This window comes from Acetobacterium sp. (assembly GCF_039830195.1).
GTDB lineage: Bacteria > Bacillota > Clostridia > Eubacteriales > Eubacteriaceae > Acetobacterium.
Map to the genome: position 1 here is coordinate 1 of NZ_JBDODG010000018.1, position 17,034 is coordinate 17,034.

The window sequence follows — 17,034 nt, forward strand, 5'->3', positions numbered from 1 at the left end:
TGTTCCAACATTTACATGGGGCTTATTTCTTTCAAATTTTGACTTTGCCATTTGTATTCTCCTTAAAAATCTAAAAATTATCGTTTTACTACTATGTCAATTTTAATTTATGATATAAAAATGGAGCCCTCATCCGGATTTGAACCGGAGACCCCCACCTTACCATGGTGGTGCTCTACCTACTGAGCTATGAGGGCTTATAATAAATGGTGGGAGAAGATGGTTTCGAACCATCGTAGACGTCGTCAACGGATTTACAGTCCGCCCCCTTTAGCCACTCGGGCATTCTCCCACTTGCTTATTAATTCAGCTTCTCTATAATAGTTTGTTTTTCCTTTTTTGTCAACTGTTTTCTATATTTTTTTACCAATTTTTTTTCGAATGCGTTGCAAGGCATTGTCAACCGATTTATTACCACAGTCCAGAGCCCTGGAAATATCGTAGTAGGAGGCGCCCTGAATGTAGTAGGCAAGGACTTTTTTCTCAAAACTGGACAATTCCCGTTTAACATCAATCATCAATTGTTCCAATTCTTCGGCTTTGATTAATTCCACCCCGGGTTCTACACTTTTTTTTGCGGCCAGCCGATCGATAATGATATTCTGAGGTTCTTCTTCCGACACCGCCGCATAAATCGATACCGAATTATTCAAAAGCATATGTTTCTGGCGGTTGGCTGAACTGATCGCGGTTTGGATTTGACGTTCAATACAAAGGTTGGCAAAGGTTGAAAACTGTGCTTCCCGATCCGGACGAAAGTCCCAAATGGCCTTGAGCAAACCAATCATCCCTTCTTGAATCAAATCTTCATTATCCCCACCAACCAGATAATAGGAGCGGGCTCGAATCAAAACACTTTTTCGATATTTTTCCAGCAAGAATTCTTCAGCTTCCTTGTCCCCCTGCTGGGCACGATGTACTATTTCTGATTCTGATATTTTATCATTGCTCATCTTTACCATTTAGTCCTCGCATTATTCTTTAACGCGCATTTTGTTAAATTGATCCAGCGTCTCAGCGTCTAAAAAATCACTGAGCTTGACTCCCTGTTTTTGGACACCTTTTTTCTTGTCATCACGAAAGTTCTTTAACGTTGCTTCCATATCCTGGATCAGTTCCCGGACCGGAACCCGCTCGGCCCCACTGGCCATCACCATCTGCTGCAAGGTAAAATCCGATGTCACCACCCGGACGCTGTAAGCTTTAGGCAGGCTATAAACCAGTTTTTCAATATAACTGTCGGCGGTTTTATTCTTTTCGGTAAAGACCACCTTGATCCGGCCCACCATTTCTTCGCGTTTTTCCAGGGATTGCTGCTGATAGGCATCGAAAACAAGGATGGTTTCCCATCCTTTGAATCCGCTGTAGCCACTTAAATCATTGATCAGCTGTACCCGCGCCTCTTCCAACTGAATTTCTGAAAGACGTTTTAAATCATCTGAACCATGGATGACATTATAGCCATCCACAATTAATATGGTTTTCATTGAAATCGCTGTTTGGCAGCCTCTGCAAAAATGATCGCCGCTGCTGCCGAAGCATTAAATGATTCGATCTCGCCATGGACGGGAATCGATACCGAAAAATCGCATTGTTTTTTAACTTTTTCACTGATTCCAGTGCCTTCATTACCGATGACAATGGCCAGCGCTCCTTTATAGTCGGCTTTATAATAAGGATTGCCCTTCATGTCAGTAGACATGATCCAGAACCCTTTTTTCTTGAGTTCATCAATCGTCTGGCTGAGATTGGTCACCTTGACAATCGGGGTGTGGGATACTGCCCCGGATGAAGCTTTGACCGAAACGGCTGTCAAAGAAGCGGATCGACGGTTGGGAATGATCACGCCGTCAGCCCCGCAAATATTGGCACTCCTTATGATCGCTCCCAGATTGTGAGGATCCGTCAGATGATCTAAAATAACAATAAAGGGGTCTCTTCCCTTGGCTTTAGCATGATTGAGGATATCCTGAAGGTTACTGTACGGGAATGGCGCCATCAACGCCACAATGCCCTGATGAACCTGACCGTCAGCCAGATACTCCAGTCTGGCTTTTTCGACTGAATGAATAATGATATTCTGTTTTTTGGCCATATCGGTAATCTTTTTAAGAACGTGATCGGTGTTGTCTTTTAAAATCAACAGTTTATCAATTTCCTGACCGGAACGGAGAGCTTCCATAACCGGGTTTTTCCCCACAACGATAAAGGTTTCTTCGGTTACGCCGTCATCTTCCCGATTAAAGCCATCATGCTTGCGCGGTGGTTTCCGATCGTCAAAGCGACGGGGACCACGCTCCTCTTTTGGCCCTCTGCTGTCAAATTTACGCGGTTTTTTATCGTCCTTGTCGCCACGCTCTTCAAACTTACGGGGCTTTTTATCGCCTTTTGAAGCATTGTCGTTTCTCTTGCTTCGGGGCTTATCACTGGTCTTGCTGCTATTCGATCGACTATTTGATACTTTTTTCATCTTTTCACCTATTCTTTTATTTTAATTCGATTTACTTCACGATAAATCGCTTTCGCATTTTTTGCGGTATTATTCGTTTGTTTCGGTTTCGGCATTTATGCCTTGGACTTCATCCATTGGTTTTCGTTTTCTCGGTGGCAATGGCCCATAATACTGGTAATAATGGGTCTTAATGTCGCCATTATACAGTTTTCTGTTTTTGGTTGAGGCTTCACCGAAATATTTTTCAAACTTTTCATACCCGGTAATAATAAAATAAGACCAGTCCTCCAGGCTTCGAAAGACTTTGCCCATATCCCGATACAAACGCTGGATTTCTTTTTCTTCACCAATTCGCTCACCATAGGGTGGATTGGTGATAATGACCCCGTATCTTTTCTTGGTGGAAACAGACTGGACCGGCAATTTTTGAAAAGCAACCAGATCCGATACTCCAGCCAGTTCGGCATTGGTTCGGGCCTGTTTCAGGGCGTCCGCATCACAGTCGGATCCCAGCAGTAAAAATTCCTTATCATTGATGGCCTCCCGGGCTTCCTGCCGGGCCTGTTCCCACAACTCAGCCGGAATGGCATCCCAGGTTTCGGACACAAAATCCCGTTTCAGACCCGGAGCAATATTTTTACCGATCAGCGCTGCTTCAATGACAATCGTCCCGGACCCGCACAGAGGATCCAGAAAAACGCGATCCGGCCGCCAGCGTGATAGATAAACCAGAGCTGCTGAGATGGTTTCTTTCAGCGGCGCCTCATTTCCGTATTGACGATACCCGCGCTTATTAAGACCCGAGCCACTGGTATCGATGGACAGGGTGACCTCATCCTTGAGAATTTGAATATGAATGGGATACTTGCCGCCATTCTCATCAAACCATTCGACATGGTATTTCGATTTTAATCGTTCCACCACCGCTTTTTTGACAATCCGCTGACCGTCCGATTTACTGAACAGGGTCGATTTGACGCTGGTGATTTTAGCCGCCGGAAATTCTCCGTCAACGGGGATCCAGTTTTCCCAAGGCAAGGCCTTTGTTTTCTCAAACAATTCATCAAAGGTTTCGGCTTTAAAGCGGCCAATCTCCAACAGTACCCGATCGGCACAGCGGAGCCACAGGTTTGAGCGGGGAATCGCTTCTAATGGGCCGGAATAACGGATTTTTCCATTCTCAACTTCTGTTACTTCGTATCCCAGTTTTTTTATTTCGTCCTTGACCACACTTTCGATTCCGAAAGCAACCGTGGCAATTAAATTTACTATTTTCGGCATTCATTTTTCCTTTATCGTTATTTTTGATCCACTTCAAACTATCAATATTACATTATAGCATAAAATTTCAATTTATTCTTAAATAATTAGCGTTGTAACAGAAAATTGAAAACAAAAACACCGGTATGACTATTGCACACCGGTGTTTGGGGTAATAAAAATTAATTTTCCTGAAATTTCTTTATTTCTTCATCCCGACCGAAGACCAGAAAACCTTCGTACTCTCCGTTATCCCAGACGGCGATCTGTTTGCCGAATTTTTTCTTCATCGCCACCAGATTCACCAGATAGCCTTTGCTCCGCCAGAGATCGCCGGCACCAATGACATCTGCCACGTTACTGGTTTGGGGGTCGTAGAACAGAATCACTGCCGGATCAACCTGCCGGGCATCTTTCTGTTCTTCCATGAGAATGGTAATAATCCGTTCGAAGCCAATTGAAAAGCCAACCGCCGGCACCGAAACCTTGTTGTACTTCCCGATCATGTTGTCATAACGGCCGCCGCCGGCAATGGAATAGCCATAGGGGCCATAACTGACTTCAAAGATCAGGCCAGTATAATAACCCATGCCCCGGATCAGCGAAAAATCGAAAACCACTTCAAATTGTTCTTTGGCCAGAGTTTTGACGGCATTGATCACCTCGGTCAATTCGCCGATGGCAGCGGTATCTTCCACCCACTGCTCCAAATTGTCCAGATTTATGCCGGTAACACAGGCCATCAGCTTGTCTACTTTTTCCTGCTCGTGTCCCTTTTCCAACAATTCGCCAGTTACTCCAGCGACTCCGATTTTATCCATTTTATCCAATGAAATACAAACCGTTCCGACCTGATCCAACCCAAAGCCCGCTTTTATAATGACTTCACTTAAGAGCTGGCGATGATTGACTTTTATCGTGAACCCGGCGAACCCCATCGCCAGCAGCGCTTTGGCCGTGGTATCCATCAGCTCAATCTCGGCCCGGACGGTGGGATCGCCGATAATATCGATATCACATTGTTTAAACGCCCGAAATCGCCCTTTTTGAGGTCGTTCCGCCCGAAAGACGTTGCCAATCTGTATGGCCTTAAACGGCGTCTCCAGCACTTCCTGATTGTTTGAATAAAAACGGCTCAAGGGCAAAGTCAAATCGAATCGCAAACCCATATCACATAGATCTAATACACTGGCATCCTGACTTAAGTCCAGCTTTTCACCACGCTTCAAAATGGTAAAAAGCATTTTTAAATTCTCGCCTCCATCACTGCCTAACAGCAATTCCAGATTTTCCATTACCGGAGTTTCAATCCGGTTGAACCCATGAGAACGATAGACTGCCAATATCTGTTGTTCCAACCGATCTCGAATTTTCATTTCCTCGGGTAAAATATCCCTGGTACCTCTTACAGGTTTTGAACTGATCATCTGGTCACCTTCTATATTAGATTAATTTGTTTGAATGCTTTTTTGCCCTTTTTGAGAACAATTTTTCCATCTTTAAAATCTGCCGGTGTTACCAACAGTTTAAAATCGGTTACTTTTTCACCATTGAGCAGAACCCCGCCCTGTCCAATCAAGCGACGTCCTTCACTACGGGTGGGAATCAGCTTGGCCACTTCCAATAAAGCCAAGATGTCCAATCCTTCGCCCAATTCGATTTTTGTCAATTCGACGCTGGGTATCTCAGCATCACCCTGATCTCCCGCAAAGAGCTTTCGGGCGGCATTTTGCGCTTCTTGAGCAGCTTCCGTACCGTGAATAATCTCGGTGACTGTAAATGCCAGGATTTCTTTGGCCTGGTTGATTTCTGAGTCTTTGAGCGCCCCCAGTCGACGCACCTCATCCATGGGAATAAAGGTCAGCAAAGCCAGACATTTTTCCACATCGGCATCCGCAATATTTCGCCAGTACTGGTAAAATTCATAGGGCGATGTTTTGTCCGGATCCAGCCACAATGCTCCTTTAGCCGTTTTCCCCATTTTAATGCCTTCACTGGTGGTCAGCAGCGAAAAGGTCATGCCGAAAACCTGCTCAACATCTTTACGCCGGACCAATTCCACCCCGGCAATGATATTGGACCATTGATCATTTCCGCCAAACTGCATCTTACAACGCTGTTCTTTATGCAAGACATAAAAGTCATAAGCTTGAAGCAGCATATAATTGAATTCCAGAAAGGTCAGTCCTTTTTCCAACCGCGATTTATAACAGTCTGCAGCCAGCATGCGATTGACTGAAAAATGTGCCCCGATTTCCCGTAAAAAGTCAATATAGTTAAGGGGTAACAGCCACTGGGCATTATTCAGCATCACGGCCTTGTCATCTTCAAAGGTCAGAAACTTTTCAAAAACCTTTTTAAATTTTTCGCCATTTTCGGCAATCCGTTCCGGTGTCATGACCTGACGCATGTCGGTCCGGCCCGATGGATCACCAATCATCGTGGTTCCGCCCCCGATCAGGGCAATGGGACGATGGCCATGCCGTTGCATGTGGGCCATGACCATGATCTGGATAAAATGTCCAATATGAAGGCTGTCCGCTGTTGGATCAAAGCCGATATAGAAAGAAACGGATTCTTCCGCCAATAGTTTTTTAATCTCATCTTCGTGGGTACATTGTTCTATAAACCCCCGCTCCTGCAATACGTCAAATACACTTTCCATTAATCTATGTCCTTTCCTTATTCAAAGGGGTTTTCCCCTGCAATTATGCTAATTATTCTGTTGCCGCTTATTCCAGTGGTTGCTCCAGCAATTCTTTTTTTCGTTCCCAACGGGTTAACGCTTCTTCAAAAAAGACTTTAATCACAGCAAACATCGGAATCGCGACAAACATACCCAAAACACCAAAGAGACTGCCGCCGACAATAACCGAGAACAACACCCAGAAGGGATTGAGCTCCACAATTTTCCCCAACACATTGGGGGCTAGAACATTGCCGTCAAACTGCTGCACCACCAGAATCCATATTCCTACCCATAGGGCCTTGGCCGGCTCGTCAATAAAGGTAATAATGACCGCCGGAACTGCTCCGATAATCGGACCAAAATAAGGAATCACATTGGTAATGGCCACAATCACCCCAAATAAGGGGGCATATTCCACGCCGATCACCAGCAGTCCCAGATAAAACAGAAATCCAATCAGCATCGATGTTAATATTTTTCCAGTGAAATACTTGTAAAATATTTCATCAATGGTCAGGATCGCCCAGTGGGATCCGTTGTATAAGGTCTTATTCAGCACTGCTTTGGCAAACCGATCAACCTGATCGCTGATTTTTTCTTTATCCAACATCAAATAGAGTCCGACAAAAAAGACGATAAAAAAACTGATGACAAAGCCAATGGTTCCTTTTAAAAAGACAAAAGCAAAATTCCCGATGTTTTTAATGGAATCCGGATTTGCCCCAAAATATGACGTGATCTGATTGAGCACATCCATTGCCGTCATATTTTGCAGACTGTCAATAGCCACTTTCAGTTCGGTTAAAATATCCTTTGCGGCGCCGCCTTTGGCCAGACTTTCTCCCAGATAATTGTCAATGATTGTTAGATATTGGGGAGTCTGGGCAATCAAACCGGTAAGGCTTTCAATGACTGACGGAATAGTGGCGTAAAAAAACAGGACGATTAAAATAATCGTGATCACATAAACAATCAGGATTGATATCAGACGAATCGTCCGCTCGCGGTTCTGGCTTTTGGGAATCGTCTTGAAAACAAACTTTTCAATGCCCCGCATTGGTCTGAACAGAAAATAGGCCAGTACCACGCCCACCAGAATGGGCATCAGCACTTCTAATGTACCGGTAATTACACCACCGATGGTAGCCGTAACCACGGCAAAGTTATCCAATAATTTATATATCAAAAGCAGGATGAGGCCACCAACTAACAAGTAGCTGTATTTTTTAACCAGTTCCATATCAATTTTAAATTTCAATAGCTCCTCCTGTACCTTTTTTAACTCGAGTTATATCTTAACATTTAACTTGAAAAATTTAAAGCAGTTTCAAATAGATTCTTAAATTATGATTAAACTAAAATAAAACAGCTATGAATTAAAGTTTTTCCTTGTATTTTAGAGAAAGTTATCATAATATTTTTATAGTTAATTCTTTATTTAGGAGAAATCATGATCTATATTGCCATTATTCTTTTTGCTATTTTTCTCGACCAGTATTCTAAATACCTGGTCGTTGCACATATAAAACCAATTGACACACTGCCGCTGATCCCCGATGTTTTTCACTTAACCTATGTCGAGAACACCGGTGCGGCCTTTAGTCTGTTTACCAACATGCAAATATTTCTGATTATTTTGACCCTGATTTTTATTGGTGTCTTGATTTACTTTTTAATTAAAATCCCGGATATTAAAGAAAATCGTGTCATTAACGTCTCCCTGGCCTTTATTATTGGCGGAGCGGCTGGAAACCTATTAGATCGTCTACGCCTTGATTTTGTAGTGGATTTTCTTGATTTCCGGATGATTAAATTTGCAATTTTTAATTTTGCGGATGTGTTCGTGGTATGTGGCAGTATTATTCTTGTTCTTGCCTTATTTAACAATAAGAACTTTTTGGAAAATAATGATTTCGGAACGCTGGAATAAACCCATAAAATGTCTTTATACTAAATAAAACGCTTCTAAGGGATAAAACAATCATTGTTTTATTCCTGGAAGCGTTTTTTTTATGATCAATTCACTCTGTTTTTTCCAGCAAACTGAGCATGCTGTCGCCGGTGGTGTAAATATGGTCGCAGGCGGCCAGATTGGCTTTTCTGCACTCACCTTTTTCAATTTGTCTGATTATTTCCATATGCTGATTCACCAGCGGGGTTTTATCTTCAATACGATGGACGTATTCGGCCCGAAACCGTTGCATCTGTTCCCGCAAACTATTGATCATCGACTGCAGTTTGACATTTTTTGAAGCTGCATAAATCGTCTCATGAATATGCATATCATGTTTGATAATGCCCTCTTCGTCATTATGCAGAGCTGATTCCCCGAATAGCTCGTTGGCTTCATAAAGCCTGCCGATTTCGTCTTTCGAGGCATTCATGGCTGCCAGTTCAGCTGCCAGACCTTCCAGCGCCCGCCTTATTTCCATCATTTCTTTGAGGTCATTAACCGACATCGGTGTCACATAGACGCCCTTTCTGGGCACCATTTTTACCAGTCCTTCCAGTTCAAGCTTCCGGATCGATTCTCTCACCGGTGTTCTGCTGACCCCCATTTGTTCTGCCAGCTGAACCTCCATTAAACGTTGTCCCGGCTGCAGTTCGCCGGTAATAATGGCACAGCGAATGGTTTCAAAAACAATTTCCCGCAATGGCTTGCAGGAACTTATATCAAGACTTAAGCCTTTTTTATCATCCCACATCGTTTTCTCCCTCACTTTCTTCGGTTTTACTTAAAAAACACATCATATATTTTTCTTTGAATTGTTGCCAGGACCTTACTGCCAATTCCTGATCCCGATAATAACCAATTACCGTCGATCCGCTGCCGGTCATAATGGCTGCCAGGGCTCCCTGCTCCAACATTTCTTTTTTAATCGCTTCTATTTCGGGATAATCGGTAAAGGCAATCGCTTCAAAGACATTTCCCAGGTTCGCTTGCAGCCCATCATAATCGTCATCTTCCAGCAACTCAATGATCGCCGCAATATCCGGATGTTTTGCAATGATTGCGTCGTCCAGTTTTTTGAAGGCCCAGGGAGTGGCGATATCAATGTCCGGCTTCACCACCAGAACAGCCATTTTTCGCAACTCTTTTAAGGGTGTTATTTTCTCCCCGATTCCTTCCACCAGAGCTGTACCGCCAACCAGACAATAAGGCACATCCGCCCCAATGGTAACACCAATTGCCAAAAGCTCCGACTGTGAGAGCCCGAGTTGCCAAAGGGTATTCAGACCCTTCAAGGTTGCCGCGGCATCGCTGCTGCCTCCGGCCAGGCCTGCCTGCGCCGGAATCCGCTTTTCCAGATGAATCTTAACCCCCTGTTTGACATCGCACTGACGGTGCAATGAGCGTGCCGCCTTAATCACCAGATTACGCTCGTCCAGGGGGATGGCATCCTCATTAGACGTCAGCCAAATTCCCTCGTCACAGGCTTCAAAGGTCAGCACATCATTCAGCTCGATGGAATGATTAAGCATTTTCATTTCATGATAACCATCTTCCCGAATACCGATGACATCCAGAGATAGATTTACTTTTGCTTTGGCTTTTTGAATAACCCTGTTCATGTTCCCTCGCATTGCACTCATAATATTGTATACTTTATCCATTATAGCATAATCGCCCTTTCATTGGAATAAAAAATCATGGTTGAAAACCTCGTTTTATAGTGTATAATCAAGGCATTACTTTCCTGAAAGGTTCCACCATGATAAGCAAACACATTCGCGCTATTATTTTCGATTTTGATGGCACCCTCGTCGATTCCATGAATCTCTGGCACCAGATCGATGTCGATTTTCTAGGCCGTCGCGGTCTTGTCTGTCCCGATGATTTGTCCATGGCCATCTCCGGAAAAAGTTTTACTGAAACTGCTGAATATTTTAAAGAGCGGTTTCTACTTCCCGATTCGATCGCCAAAATCAAGGCCGAATGGGACGAGATGTCCCGAAATACGATTCTCAACGAAATCGGGTTTAAGCCTGGGGCACTGCCCTTTCTATCCTGGGTTTATGCCCACTCCATCCCCATGGCGATAGCCACTTCAAATACCCGGTCAACCCTTGAACTATTCTTACCGCAATACGGTATTGACCGTTATTTTCATTCACTTCACTTTACCTGCGAAGTGGGCCGGGGCAAACCACATCCCGATGTTTTTCTCGATGCGGCAAAAGCTCTTGACGTGTTACCGGAACACTGTCTGGCCTTTGAAGATACCCTTGAAGGGATCCATGGCGCCCAATCGGCAGGGATGGCAGTCATTTCTGTCGATGATGCCCTCCAAACCCATCGGGTCGACCGCATTAAAGAATCCAGTCTATACCATATTCATAATTTTCGGGAACTGATGACCCCGGAATTCAGCAAAAATTTTATAGGAGATTAAACGATGCCAATTCATTTTGATAACGATTGGGAACAACCCATTCAACAGGAATTAAAAACAGACTACTATCTGACCCTACGACACTTTCTGATTAACGAATATCAGAGCCGGGTGGTTTACCCGCCCATGCATGATATTTTCAACGCCTTTCACTTGACGCCGTTATCACAAACAAAGGTTTGTATTATCGGCCAGGACCCCTATCATGGTCCGGGACAGGCCCACGGACTGGCTTTTTCCGTCAAACCCGGGGTTGCGATCCCCCCTTCGCTGCTTAATATCTACAAAGAACTGGAAGCCGATTTGGGCTGTCCGATTCCCAGCCATGGCTGTTTAACTGCCTGGGCTGAGCAAGGGGTGCTGCTGCTCAATGCTGTTCTGACCGTCCGGGGCGGTGAAGCCGGTTCCCACCGAAAGTCCGGTTGGGAGATTTTTACCAGCCGGATCATCGAACTATTAAACAGCCGGGCCGAACCGGTTATTTTTATACTCTGGGGCCGCGATGCTCAAAATAAAAAAGCCCTGATTACCAACCCCTGGCATCCCATCATCGAATCCCCTCATCCCAGTCCACTTTCGGCCCATCGGGGATTTTTCGGCAGCCGGCCTTTTTCCCGAGCAAACGAGCTGCTGAAGGCCCGGGGGATCGCCACCATTGACTGGTGTATAAAAAACAGTGATGCTACTGTCTAGGAAAAAAGAAATCTACGAAAAAGAATGGCTCTGATATTTATATCAGAGCCATTCTTTTTCGTAGATCGATTATTTCTTCCAGACTGAGCTGCCCCGGCGCTGTTTTGCCGGCTCCCGCCGTAAAGGTCAGGGAACCGCCGCACAGATCAGGCGCTATTCTGGTTATTGACCCCAATGAACCCATCGCAATGGCAATCATCGGTTTCCGGGATTTTTCGTTGTATGTCAGGGTAGCCTGAATTAAATGGCGCACGTCATCCATTGATTGGGGCATCACCGCCAGTTTAAGGACATCACCGCCGGCTTCTTCCATGCCCCTGAAAACAGCGTTTATTTCAGCTGTAGCCGGGGTTTTCTCAAAGTTATGATGGGAAACCAGCCATTGGGTTTCACTCATCTTTAGAGCCCCTTTAAGCGGCTCCAGCAAAGCCGGATCGCTGTTAAGTTCTACATCCACATAGTCGACCCGGTTACTTTTTATTGCGGTAGTCACTGCAGCGGCCCGAATCTCATCCCGAGTTTCACAAACGCCACCTTCCAGATGACTGCGATAGGTATAAATAAGTCCCTGATCAGGCATTCTGGTTTTTATTTCAATTAATAGCTCCTGTTCTTCGGCAGCTGTGAGCAGCACCCCCGGCATGAAATGATCCCGGCGCCATTCCAGAAAATCGCAGCCGTTCGCAACTCCCACTTCAACATCAGCCAATAGTTCATTCCGATTGGCGCTGATCAATGGAATACACGAGATAAAGGTGTTTTTTCTGATTAATTTAAATGCTTTTTTCATACTCATAAAATTCTTCCTTTCACATCTATGATTCATCATTGTAAAAGCGTCAACAGTGCGGTCATTTATTTCTGGTTCAGCAGTCCGATATTCTTAATTTCCACAGAGATGGTGCCATCCGGATTGTTTTTAAACTCAATGATATCATTTCGCTTCAGCTGATCCATGGGGATACTGATTTCAATGCCCGTATCCGTAATAAACTTTTGTTTGCCAAATATCTTTTTTTCAATATTCGGGGTAACCGGAATCTTCTTTTCATAAAGCCCTTTTTCTTCCAGAGACGACCTGAACCGATCCTGAATAGTCGAATCCCCATCAAAAACCGTTTTAGCCAGATTATCCACGTCAATTTCACTTTCGGTTTCATAATCATCAGCCAGCACCGTTTTAGCGGCATTCAACTTTTCATAATCGCCGCCATATTCTCTGACAATCACTTCCTTGACGGTTTTATCGATAATATCAAAGGCCTCTTTTTCTGAAATAGCCGGCTCACAGAAAATTAACTGACTGGAAATATAATAATCCTTCTCATTATTGATTGGATATTTCTTTTCCTTGATCAGTACCTCATCGCTGGCCAGATTGATGAGAATAAACTCATCCAGTTTCTGGCTTTCTGTTGGTAGTACGCAGGGCTGAACCAGAATGTCGTTGGTCAGACCGTTATCGGTATTGACATAGTGGATGTAGCCCTGCTTGTAGTTAAACTTGAAAATACCCAAATAGGTTTCGTGTTCCACATTAAAGTCCACAAAAACCAGATCGGCAGATGGTATTTCAATGTTTTCCAGCATATAATCAAAAAACAGCTGAGATATTTCAGAGCTGACTCGAATCAGCTCATGGGGATTATTTTTATAGTCAATGATCCGCTCTTTAAAAGGACTGCCTGAACGAAAGATTGTCCGTTTGATCTCCGGATCCTTCAGCGATCTTTCCACATGTTTTTCTACATATTCTTTTACCAACACGGTCATATTCAGAAGCATGTCCGATAACACCGGAATGTTTGCGTTAGTATCCAATACATGTAAGATCGCTTTGTTAATACTTATTTCTGATTTCATTTAGTTTTCCTATCTGGTTACAAATTGATTAAAACAAATTTTTGGTAAGAAAAAAACAGCCACGAATGACTGTTTAAGCACGTTTATGGTACGCCCAGAGGGGCTCGAACCCCCAACCTACTGGTTCGAAGCCAGGCACTCTATCCAATTGAGCTATGGGCGCACATAAGTAGATTAAAAAAGAATGACCAGAGTAATACTCAAGCCATTTCGAATTTATTAAATTTTGGAGCGGAAGACGAGATTTGAACTCGCGACCCTCGCCTTGGCAAGGCGATGCTCTACCACTGAGCCACTTCCGCTTATGATATGACTGGTGCGGATGAAGGGACTTGAACCCATACATCAATTGATACTAGATCCTAAGTCTAGCGCGTCTGCCAATTCCGCCACATCCGCTAAGCAATGTTGTTTTCTGTAACGTGCCTGATTATAATAACAAAACATATGGGTTTTGTCAACCCGTTTAGAAACTTTTTTTGACTTTTTTTTAATTATTTTTATTTATTCGATGCTATCTTTGAAAAGCTCCATAATGTTGCTCTTGGATCCATAAATTAAAACCCGGTCACCCTGTTTAATCTCATCAGATGCAATGACATGATCCATAATTGTATTGCCTCGTTTAATTAATAAAATATTTAATTTGTAGGTGTGTCGAAAATTCATTTCCAGCAAGGTTTTTTCTCTGATCTCTGTGGGAATGCAAGTTACAAAAACCTCAGCGATGAGTTTGTCGTGAAACATTTCTAAAATCCGGACATTATTGCAAAATGCCCCTTTCGTTTTGTTTTTGGCCAGCCGTTCCACCAGCTCATCAAATTTTCTGACAATCCATTTTGTTCGGGTTATTATCAGAATCACCACGAGAAAAACAAGTGAGTAGAGAATCGTCATCCAGTTGATCTGGTCGCCGGACGAACGTATAAACAAATTGACTAAAAGCGAAACCCCGGACACCGCAAAAAGATATCCAAATAGCATCATTACCCGGGCCAGGTTACGCCGGGCTGCAGAATTAAGAATCAATTCACTTTCCCTGGTCGTAAAGCCACTGTTAGTCATACAGGAGACCGCCTGGAAACGCGCCTTATCCTCCCTTAAACCGGTTAGACGGAAAAGCACAGTGAATATCTCCACCACGATAAAATAAGCGATTATAAGGACAAAAAACTTACCAGTGATAAATTAAAACTCATGCTGCTCCTTTTTCGCAAGGTCATCTATCTGAACCGTTTCCGGTTTGACCTTTTGTTTATACAATTCAGAATATAACATCTGTACCCTTTTCTAAATAGACTAAGTAGCAAATAACAAAAAAGTGTAAAATTGCTGTTGCAACTTTACACAAGTGGTTTTGATGGCTTTATTATCTTAATATGGAGCGGAAGACGAGATTCGAACTCGCGACCCCCGGCTTTACCCCTACCACTATATAATAAGGTAGATTGTTTTAAATTGCAACAAATTTTTTATAAGATACAGATCAAAATACTTTAAAACGGATAATAATAGGTAAAGTTATAGGTAATGAATCGGCAACATCGCCCAGCCCCTCAACCGGGGCTATTTTCAATCCAATTAAATTCTCTCCGCAATATAGACTTTAATATTATAATGCATTTTGGGTCCTTCTCTTTTTCTTCGAAAACTTTTTTAATTTTAACAACTGCATCTTGGTTTAATACATCATTCTGGTCAAATTCGCCGCTTCCACTTCTAATTATTATAATTTTGTTAAATGGGTTCGCTGACACCAGACAACCATTTCCAATATTTACCGCAGAGCAGAAAATTATATTTTTGTTATCTTTTGTCATCGCGAATTTATTCCCTTTGTGCCACCAAAAATTAAAATCTTTATTATGGTAAAAATTATGGTCGAGTTCATATCCGGATTCACACTTATGTGGAGATACAGGCTCATCGCCCAGCCATTGCTCTCGCGTTAACCCGAGGGTTTTTATCATATCGTTTTCCCAGTATTCTTTATCTTCCATTTCCGCCCCTTTACAATAAAAAAAAGACCACCTCAATCAAGAGATGGCCCGCCCCGGAAAATCCAACCCCGTCGAATTCGACGGGTTTAGATCCGGCAGCTTATAACTGTATAATAACCGAACATTTTGTTGGAGTCAACAAGTCATAAGAACGATTGTTTAATGCGGATCAAAAATAAGTCACCCGTCCGGTGCCGTCCTAAACTGTCCGGCCAGTCCGATCTATCCAAAATACGCCAAAACCCCGTCCAGAATCCCCAGCGCTTCCAATTCTGCCCCGCCATTGTTAAACAGCGCGCAATCTGCCGGTGAAGAAGCAAAAGAAGCTTCAGTGATCACAGCCGGCATATCCGAATAGGTCACATCAGAATCATCCCGCTGGATCAACCCTCGCTGTTGCAACCCTAAGCGGTTGTAAAGTCCGTTCAGACATAGGGTAGCCAATCTATAGCCATTTTCAGATCCCGGGTAGCAAATCGCACAGGTGCCGGACGCATTGGGATCATTCGCTCCGTTGTGGTGGATACTGATAAATAGATCAGCTCCGGAAACATTGGCGATTGCTGGCCTGTCTGATAGCGGTACACGGACGTCAGTAGTTCGAGTGTAAACCACATTCCCCCCGCGCTCTGTTAATAACTGGCCTAATCGCATGGCCACGGTCAAGTTCATGTCCGATTCCCGAAGATCTCCACAAGCCCCCGGATCACTTCCACCATGGCCGGGATTAATACAGATGATCTTTCCGGAAAGATTGCCCGCCGGTTTCGCTGGTTCAACGGGCGGTATCGGTTTCGGCTCGATGTTCACCCCAGCCCGGGCATCGTCAACGCTCAATGGTTCGGCCGATTCGATTAATTGGATTGCTTCAACCCGCAACCCACCACTAGTTGTTCCCGCCATTTCACCGTTTCTTGCCCAATCCAGCCAGCCGAAGTTTTCGGCGTGAACCCTGTAATTAACATCTTTACCATTGATCTCAATCGCTTCGATCCGTTTTCCCTCCCCGACAGTTCCGGCCACTTCACCAGCCTTTACCCAGCCTGACCAGTCTTTGTCTTGGATATGCGCCCGATAGGAATCAACACCCTCGATGATGATTGCTTCCAGTCTCAGGCTTTCCCCTGACGTTCCGGCTCGGCGGCCTTCTTCGACCCAGTCCGTCCAGCCCTTATTTTGGATGTGAACTTTATAGCGCATCTTTTTTAACCTCCGGTAATCCAGCTAAAGATGTTAATATCGACAATACCCCCGCCAAGCCTGACGCTGACAATACGACCAACCAATCGACCTCGGTCATTAACGCCGTTGTTCCAATCGTGGCAATTGCTGTTTGGCAACAAGTTTTTAGGGCGCGAACGCCTGCCGCTTTTATAAATTCTATATTCATTTTATTTCTCCTTATTTTTCATGTGATTTCCTCAGCATATACTCATCAATTTCATTAATCGAATCATCCACATTGCCATTACACCGTTTCCCGGACACTGCTTCAAGAGCTGCCTTTTGAGCCCTGAGCAATATCATACGTTCTTCCAGGCTATCATTAATGCAGTCGTCATGCTCCTGGATTTTTTCCTCGATTTTATCCGCCCTCCGGCAGAACTTATAAACCACCCCAAACAGAGCACCTATTGTCAATAGCGCCCCCGACCAACTCCCCAATACTGTGATGTCAACCAT

General features: G+C 44.0%; 19 protein-coding genes and 5 tRNA genes. 3 read left to right on the plus strand and 21 right to left on the minus strand.

All coding sequences use genetic code 11. The features are described 5' to 3' along the window. Positions 1–121: 121 nt before the first annotated feature. From ABGU93_RS06465 to ABGU93_RS06505, 9 genes are all read right to left on the minus strand, one after another. A tRNA-Thr gene (locus ABGU93_RS06465) sits at positions 122–197 on the minus strand. Positions 198–207: 10 nt separating this feature from the next. Continuing rightward, positions 208–292: transfer RNA gene (locus ABGU93_RS06470), tRNA-Tyr, on the minus strand. A 61-nt stretch (positions 293–353) separates the two neighbouring features. Next, on the minus strand, positions 354–962 hold the full coding sequence (locus ABGU93_RS06475) for a sigma-70 family RNA polymerase sigma factor (protein WP_347412662.1): 609 nt from the start codon (positions 960–962) through the stop codon (positions 354–356). A 12-nt stretch (positions 963–974) separates the two neighbouring features. Continuing rightward, positions 975–1,487: an NYN domain-containing protein gene (locus tag ABGU93_RS06480; protein WP_347412663.1), complete on the minus strand. Its 513-nt coding sequence runs from the start codon at positions 1,485–1,487 to the stop codon at positions 975–977. Next, positions 1,484–2,470, minus strand: a complete 987-nt coding sequence (gene rlmB / locus ABGU93_RS06485) for a 23S rRNA (guanosine(2251)-2'-O)-methyltransferase RlmB (protein WP_347412664.1) — start codon at positions 2,468–2,470, stop codon at positions 1,484–1,486. The genes ABGU93_RS06480 and rlmB overlap by 4 nt, the downstream gene beginning before the upstream one ends. A 69-nt stretch (positions 2,471–2,539) precedes the next feature. After that, positions 2,540–3,733 carry a class I SAM-dependent RNA methyltransferase gene (locus ABGU93_RS06490; protein WP_347412665.1) on the minus strand — a complete coding sequence of 398 codons (1,194 nt, stop codon included), beginning with the start codon at positions 3,731–3,733 and terminating at the stop codon, positions 2,540–2,542. Between the two features lie 161 nt (positions 3,734–3,894). After that, positions 3,895–5,139 carry a histidine--tRNA ligase gene (gene hisS, locus ABGU93_RS06495; RefSeq protein ID WP_347412666.1) on the minus strand — a complete coding sequence of 415 codons (1,245 nt, stop codon included), beginning with the start codon at positions 5,137–5,139 and terminating at the stop codon, positions 3,895–3,897. Positions 5,140–5,150: 11 nt separating this feature from the next. Beyond that, positions 5,151–6,377 carry a tyrosine--tRNA ligase gene (tyrS, locus tag ABGU93_RS06500; RefSeq protein WP_347412667.1) on the minus strand — a complete coding sequence of 409 codons (1,227 nt, stop codon included), beginning with the start codon at positions 6,375–6,377 and terminating at the stop codon, positions 5,151–5,153. A 67-nt stretch (positions 6,378–6,444) separates the two neighbouring features. Then, entirely contained in the window at positions 6,445–7,659 is a 1,215-nt protein-coding gene (locus ABGU93_RS06505; RefSeq protein WP_347412668.1) for an AI-2E family transporter, read from the minus strand. Between the two features lie 192 nt (positions 7,660–7,851). Here ABGU93_RS06505 and lspA point away from each other — a divergent pair, with 192 nt between their 5' ends. Continuing rightward, positions 7,852–8,331: a signal peptidase II gene (lspA, locus tag ABGU93_RS06510; protein WP_347412669.1), complete on the plus strand. Its 480-nt coding sequence runs from the start codon at positions 7,852–7,854 to the stop codon at positions 8,329–8,331. Between the two features lie 91 nt (positions 8,332–8,422). Here the strand turns inward: lspA and ABGU93_RS06515 are convergent, their stop codons facing one another. Next, positions 8,423–9,106: a GntR family transcriptional regulator gene (locus ABGU93_RS06515; protein ID WP_347412670.1), complete on the minus strand. Its 684-nt coding sequence runs from the start codon at positions 9,104–9,106 to the stop codon at positions 8,423–8,425. Beyond that, positions 9,096–9,995 (minus strand): 4-(cytidine 5'-diphospho)-2-C-methyl-D-erythritol kinase, encoded by a 900-nt coding sequence (gene ispE / locus ABGU93_RS06520; RefSeq protein WP_347412671.1) that lies wholly within the window; start codon positions 9,993–9,995, stop codon positions 9,096–9,098. The genes ABGU93_RS06515 and ispE overlap by 11 nt, the downstream gene beginning before the upstream one ends. A gap of 119 nt (positions 9,996–10,114) precedes the next feature. Here ispE and ABGU93_RS06525 point away from each other — a divergent pair, with 119 nt between their 5' ends. Continuing rightward, the gene (locus ABGU93_RS06525) at positions 10,115–10,795 is read left to right on the plus strand and encodes an HAD family phosphatase (RefSeq protein ID WP_347412672.1); all 681 of its coding nucleotides are present in this window, start codon (positions 10,115–10,117) and stop codon (positions 10,793–10,795) included. Between the two features lie 3 nt (positions 10,796–10,798). Further along, positions 10,799–11,488 carry a uracil-DNA glycosylase gene (locus ABGU93_RS06530; RefSeq protein WP_347412673.1) on the plus strand — a complete coding sequence of 230 codons (690 nt, stop codon included), beginning with the start codon at positions 10,799–10,801 and terminating at the stop codon, positions 11,486–11,488. A gap of 37 nt (positions 11,489–11,525) precedes the next feature. Here ABGU93_RS06530 and aroD read toward each other — a convergent pair whose 3' ends face one another. The 10 genes from aroD to ABGU93_RS06580 all read right to left on the minus strand — a co-directional run bounded on the left by aroD (position 11,526) and on the right by ABGU93_RS06580 (position 17,034). After that, entirely contained in the window at positions 11,526–12,284 is a 759-nt protein-coding gene (aroD, locus tag ABGU93_RS06535) for a type I 3-dehydroquinate dehydratase (RefSeq protein ID WP_347412674.1), read from the minus strand. Between the two features lie 59 nt (positions 12,285–12,343). Next, positions 12,344–13,351: a nucleoid-associated protein gene (locus ABGU93_RS06540; protein WP_347412675.1), complete on the minus strand. Its 1,008-nt coding sequence runs from the start codon at positions 13,349–13,351 to the stop codon at positions 12,344–12,346. A gap of 86 nt (positions 13,352–13,437) precedes the next feature. Continuing rightward, positions 13,438–13,514 (minus strand) — tRNA-Arg (locus ABGU93_RS06545). A 64-nt stretch (positions 13,515–13,578) separates the two neighbouring features. Then, positions 13,579–13,653 (minus strand) — tRNA-Gly (locus ABGU93_RS06550). Positions 13,654–13,665: 12 nt separating this feature from the next. Next, a tRNA-Leu gene (locus ABGU93_RS06555) sits at positions 13,666–13,750 on the minus strand. A gap of 105 nt (positions 13,751–13,855) precedes the next feature. Then, positions 13,856–14,416 carry a TrkA C-terminal domain-containing protein gene (locus tag ABGU93_RS06560; protein WP_347412676.1) on the minus strand — a complete coding sequence of 187 codons (561 nt, stop codon included), beginning with the start codon at positions 14,414–14,416 and terminating at the stop codon, positions 13,856–13,858. A gap of 491 nt (positions 14,417–14,907) precedes the next feature. After that, on the minus strand, positions 14,908–15,351 hold the full coding sequence (locus ABGU93_RS06565; protein WP_347412677.1) for a hypothetical protein: 444 nt from the start codon (positions 15,349–15,351) through the stop codon (positions 14,908–14,910). A gap of 222 nt (positions 15,352–15,573) precedes the next feature. Beyond that, on the minus strand, positions 15,574–16,551 hold the full coding sequence (locus ABGU93_RS06570; RefSeq protein ID WP_347412678.1) for an N-acetylmuramoyl-L-alanine amidase: 978 nt from the start codon (positions 16,549–16,551) through the stop codon (positions 15,574–15,576). Then, complete coding sequence (locus ABGU93_RS06575; RefSeq protein ID WP_347412679.1) at positions 16,541–16,741, minus strand: holin; 201 nt, start codon at positions 16,739–16,741, stop codon at positions 16,541–16,543. The genes ABGU93_RS06570 and ABGU93_RS06575 overlap by 11 nt, the downstream gene beginning before the upstream one ends. Positions 16,742–16,752: 11 nt before the next feature. Then, entirely contained in the window at positions 16,753–17,034 is a 282-nt protein-coding gene (locus tag ABGU93_RS06580; RefSeq protein ID WP_250933307.1) for a hypothetical protein, read from the minus strand.

Coding starts and splice junctions, on each gene's coding strand:
- ABGU93_RS06525 (WP_347412672.1), top strand. CDS start 10,115: ATGATAAGCAAACACATTCGCGCTATTATTTTCGATTTTGATGGCACC.
- rlmB (WP_347412664.1), bottom strand. CDS start 2,470: ATGAAAAAAGTATCAAATAGTCGATCGAATAGCAGCAAGACCAGTGAT.
- ABGU93_RS06575 (WP_347412679.1), bottom strand. CDS start 16,741: ATGAATATAGAATTTATAAAAGCGGCAGGCGTTCGCGCCCTAAAAACT.
- ABGU93_RS06515 (WP_347412670.1), bottom strand. CDS start 9,106: ATGTGGGATGATAAAAAAGGCTTAAGTCTTGATATAAGTTCCTGCAAG.
- ABGU93_RS06580 (WP_250933307.1), bottom strand. CDS start 17,034: ATGGTTGACATCACAGTATTGGGGAGTTGGTCGGGGGCGCTATTGACA.
- hisS (WP_347412666.1), bottom strand. CDS start 5,139: ATGATCAGTTCAAAACCTGTAAGAGGTACCAGGGATATTTTACCCGAG.
- ABGU93_RS06480 (WP_347412663.1), bottom strand. CDS start 1,487: ATGAAAACCATATTAATTGTGGATGGCTATAATGTCATCCATGGTTCA.
- lspA (WP_347412669.1), top strand. CDS start 7,852: ATGATCTATATTGCCATTATTCTTTTTGCTATTTTTCTCGACCAGTAT.
- ABGU93_RS06475 (WP_347412662.1), bottom strand. CDS start 962: ATGGTAAAGATGAGCAATGATAAAATATCAGAATCAGAAATAGTACAT.
- ABGU93_RS06490 (WP_347412665.1), bottom strand. CDS start 3,733: ATGCCGAAAATAGTAAATTTAATTGCCACGGTTGCTTTCGGAATCGAA.
- ABGU93_RS06565 (WP_347412677.1), bottom strand. CDS start 15,351: ATGGAAGATAAAGAATACTGGGAAAACGATATGATAAAAACCCTCGGG.
- ABGU93_RS06570 (WP_347412678.1), bottom strand. CDS start 16,551: ATGCGCTATAAAGTTCACATCCAAAATAAGGGCTGGACGGACTGGGTC.
- aroD (WP_347412674.1), bottom strand. CDS start 12,284: ATGAGTATGAAAAAAGCATTTAAATTAATCAGAAAAAACACCTTTATC.
- ABGU93_RS06530 (WP_347412673.1), top strand. CDS start 10,799: ATGCCAATTCATTTTGATAACGATTGGGAACAACCCATTCAACAGGAA.
- ABGU93_RS06560 (WP_347412676.1), bottom strand. CDS start 14,416: ATGACTAACAGTGGCTTTACGACCAGGGAAAGTGAATTGATTCTTAAT.
- ABGU93_RS06540 (WP_347412675.1), bottom strand. CDS start 13,351: ATGAAATCAGAAATAAGTATTAACAAAGCGATCTTACATGTATTGGAT.
- tyrS (WP_347412667.1), bottom strand. CDS start 6,377: ATGGAAAGTGTATTTGACGTATTGCAGGAGCGGGGGTTTATAGAACAA.
- ispE (WP_347412671.1), bottom strand. CDS start 9,995: ATGAGTGCAATGCGAGGGAACATGAACAGGGTTATTCAAAAAGCCAAA.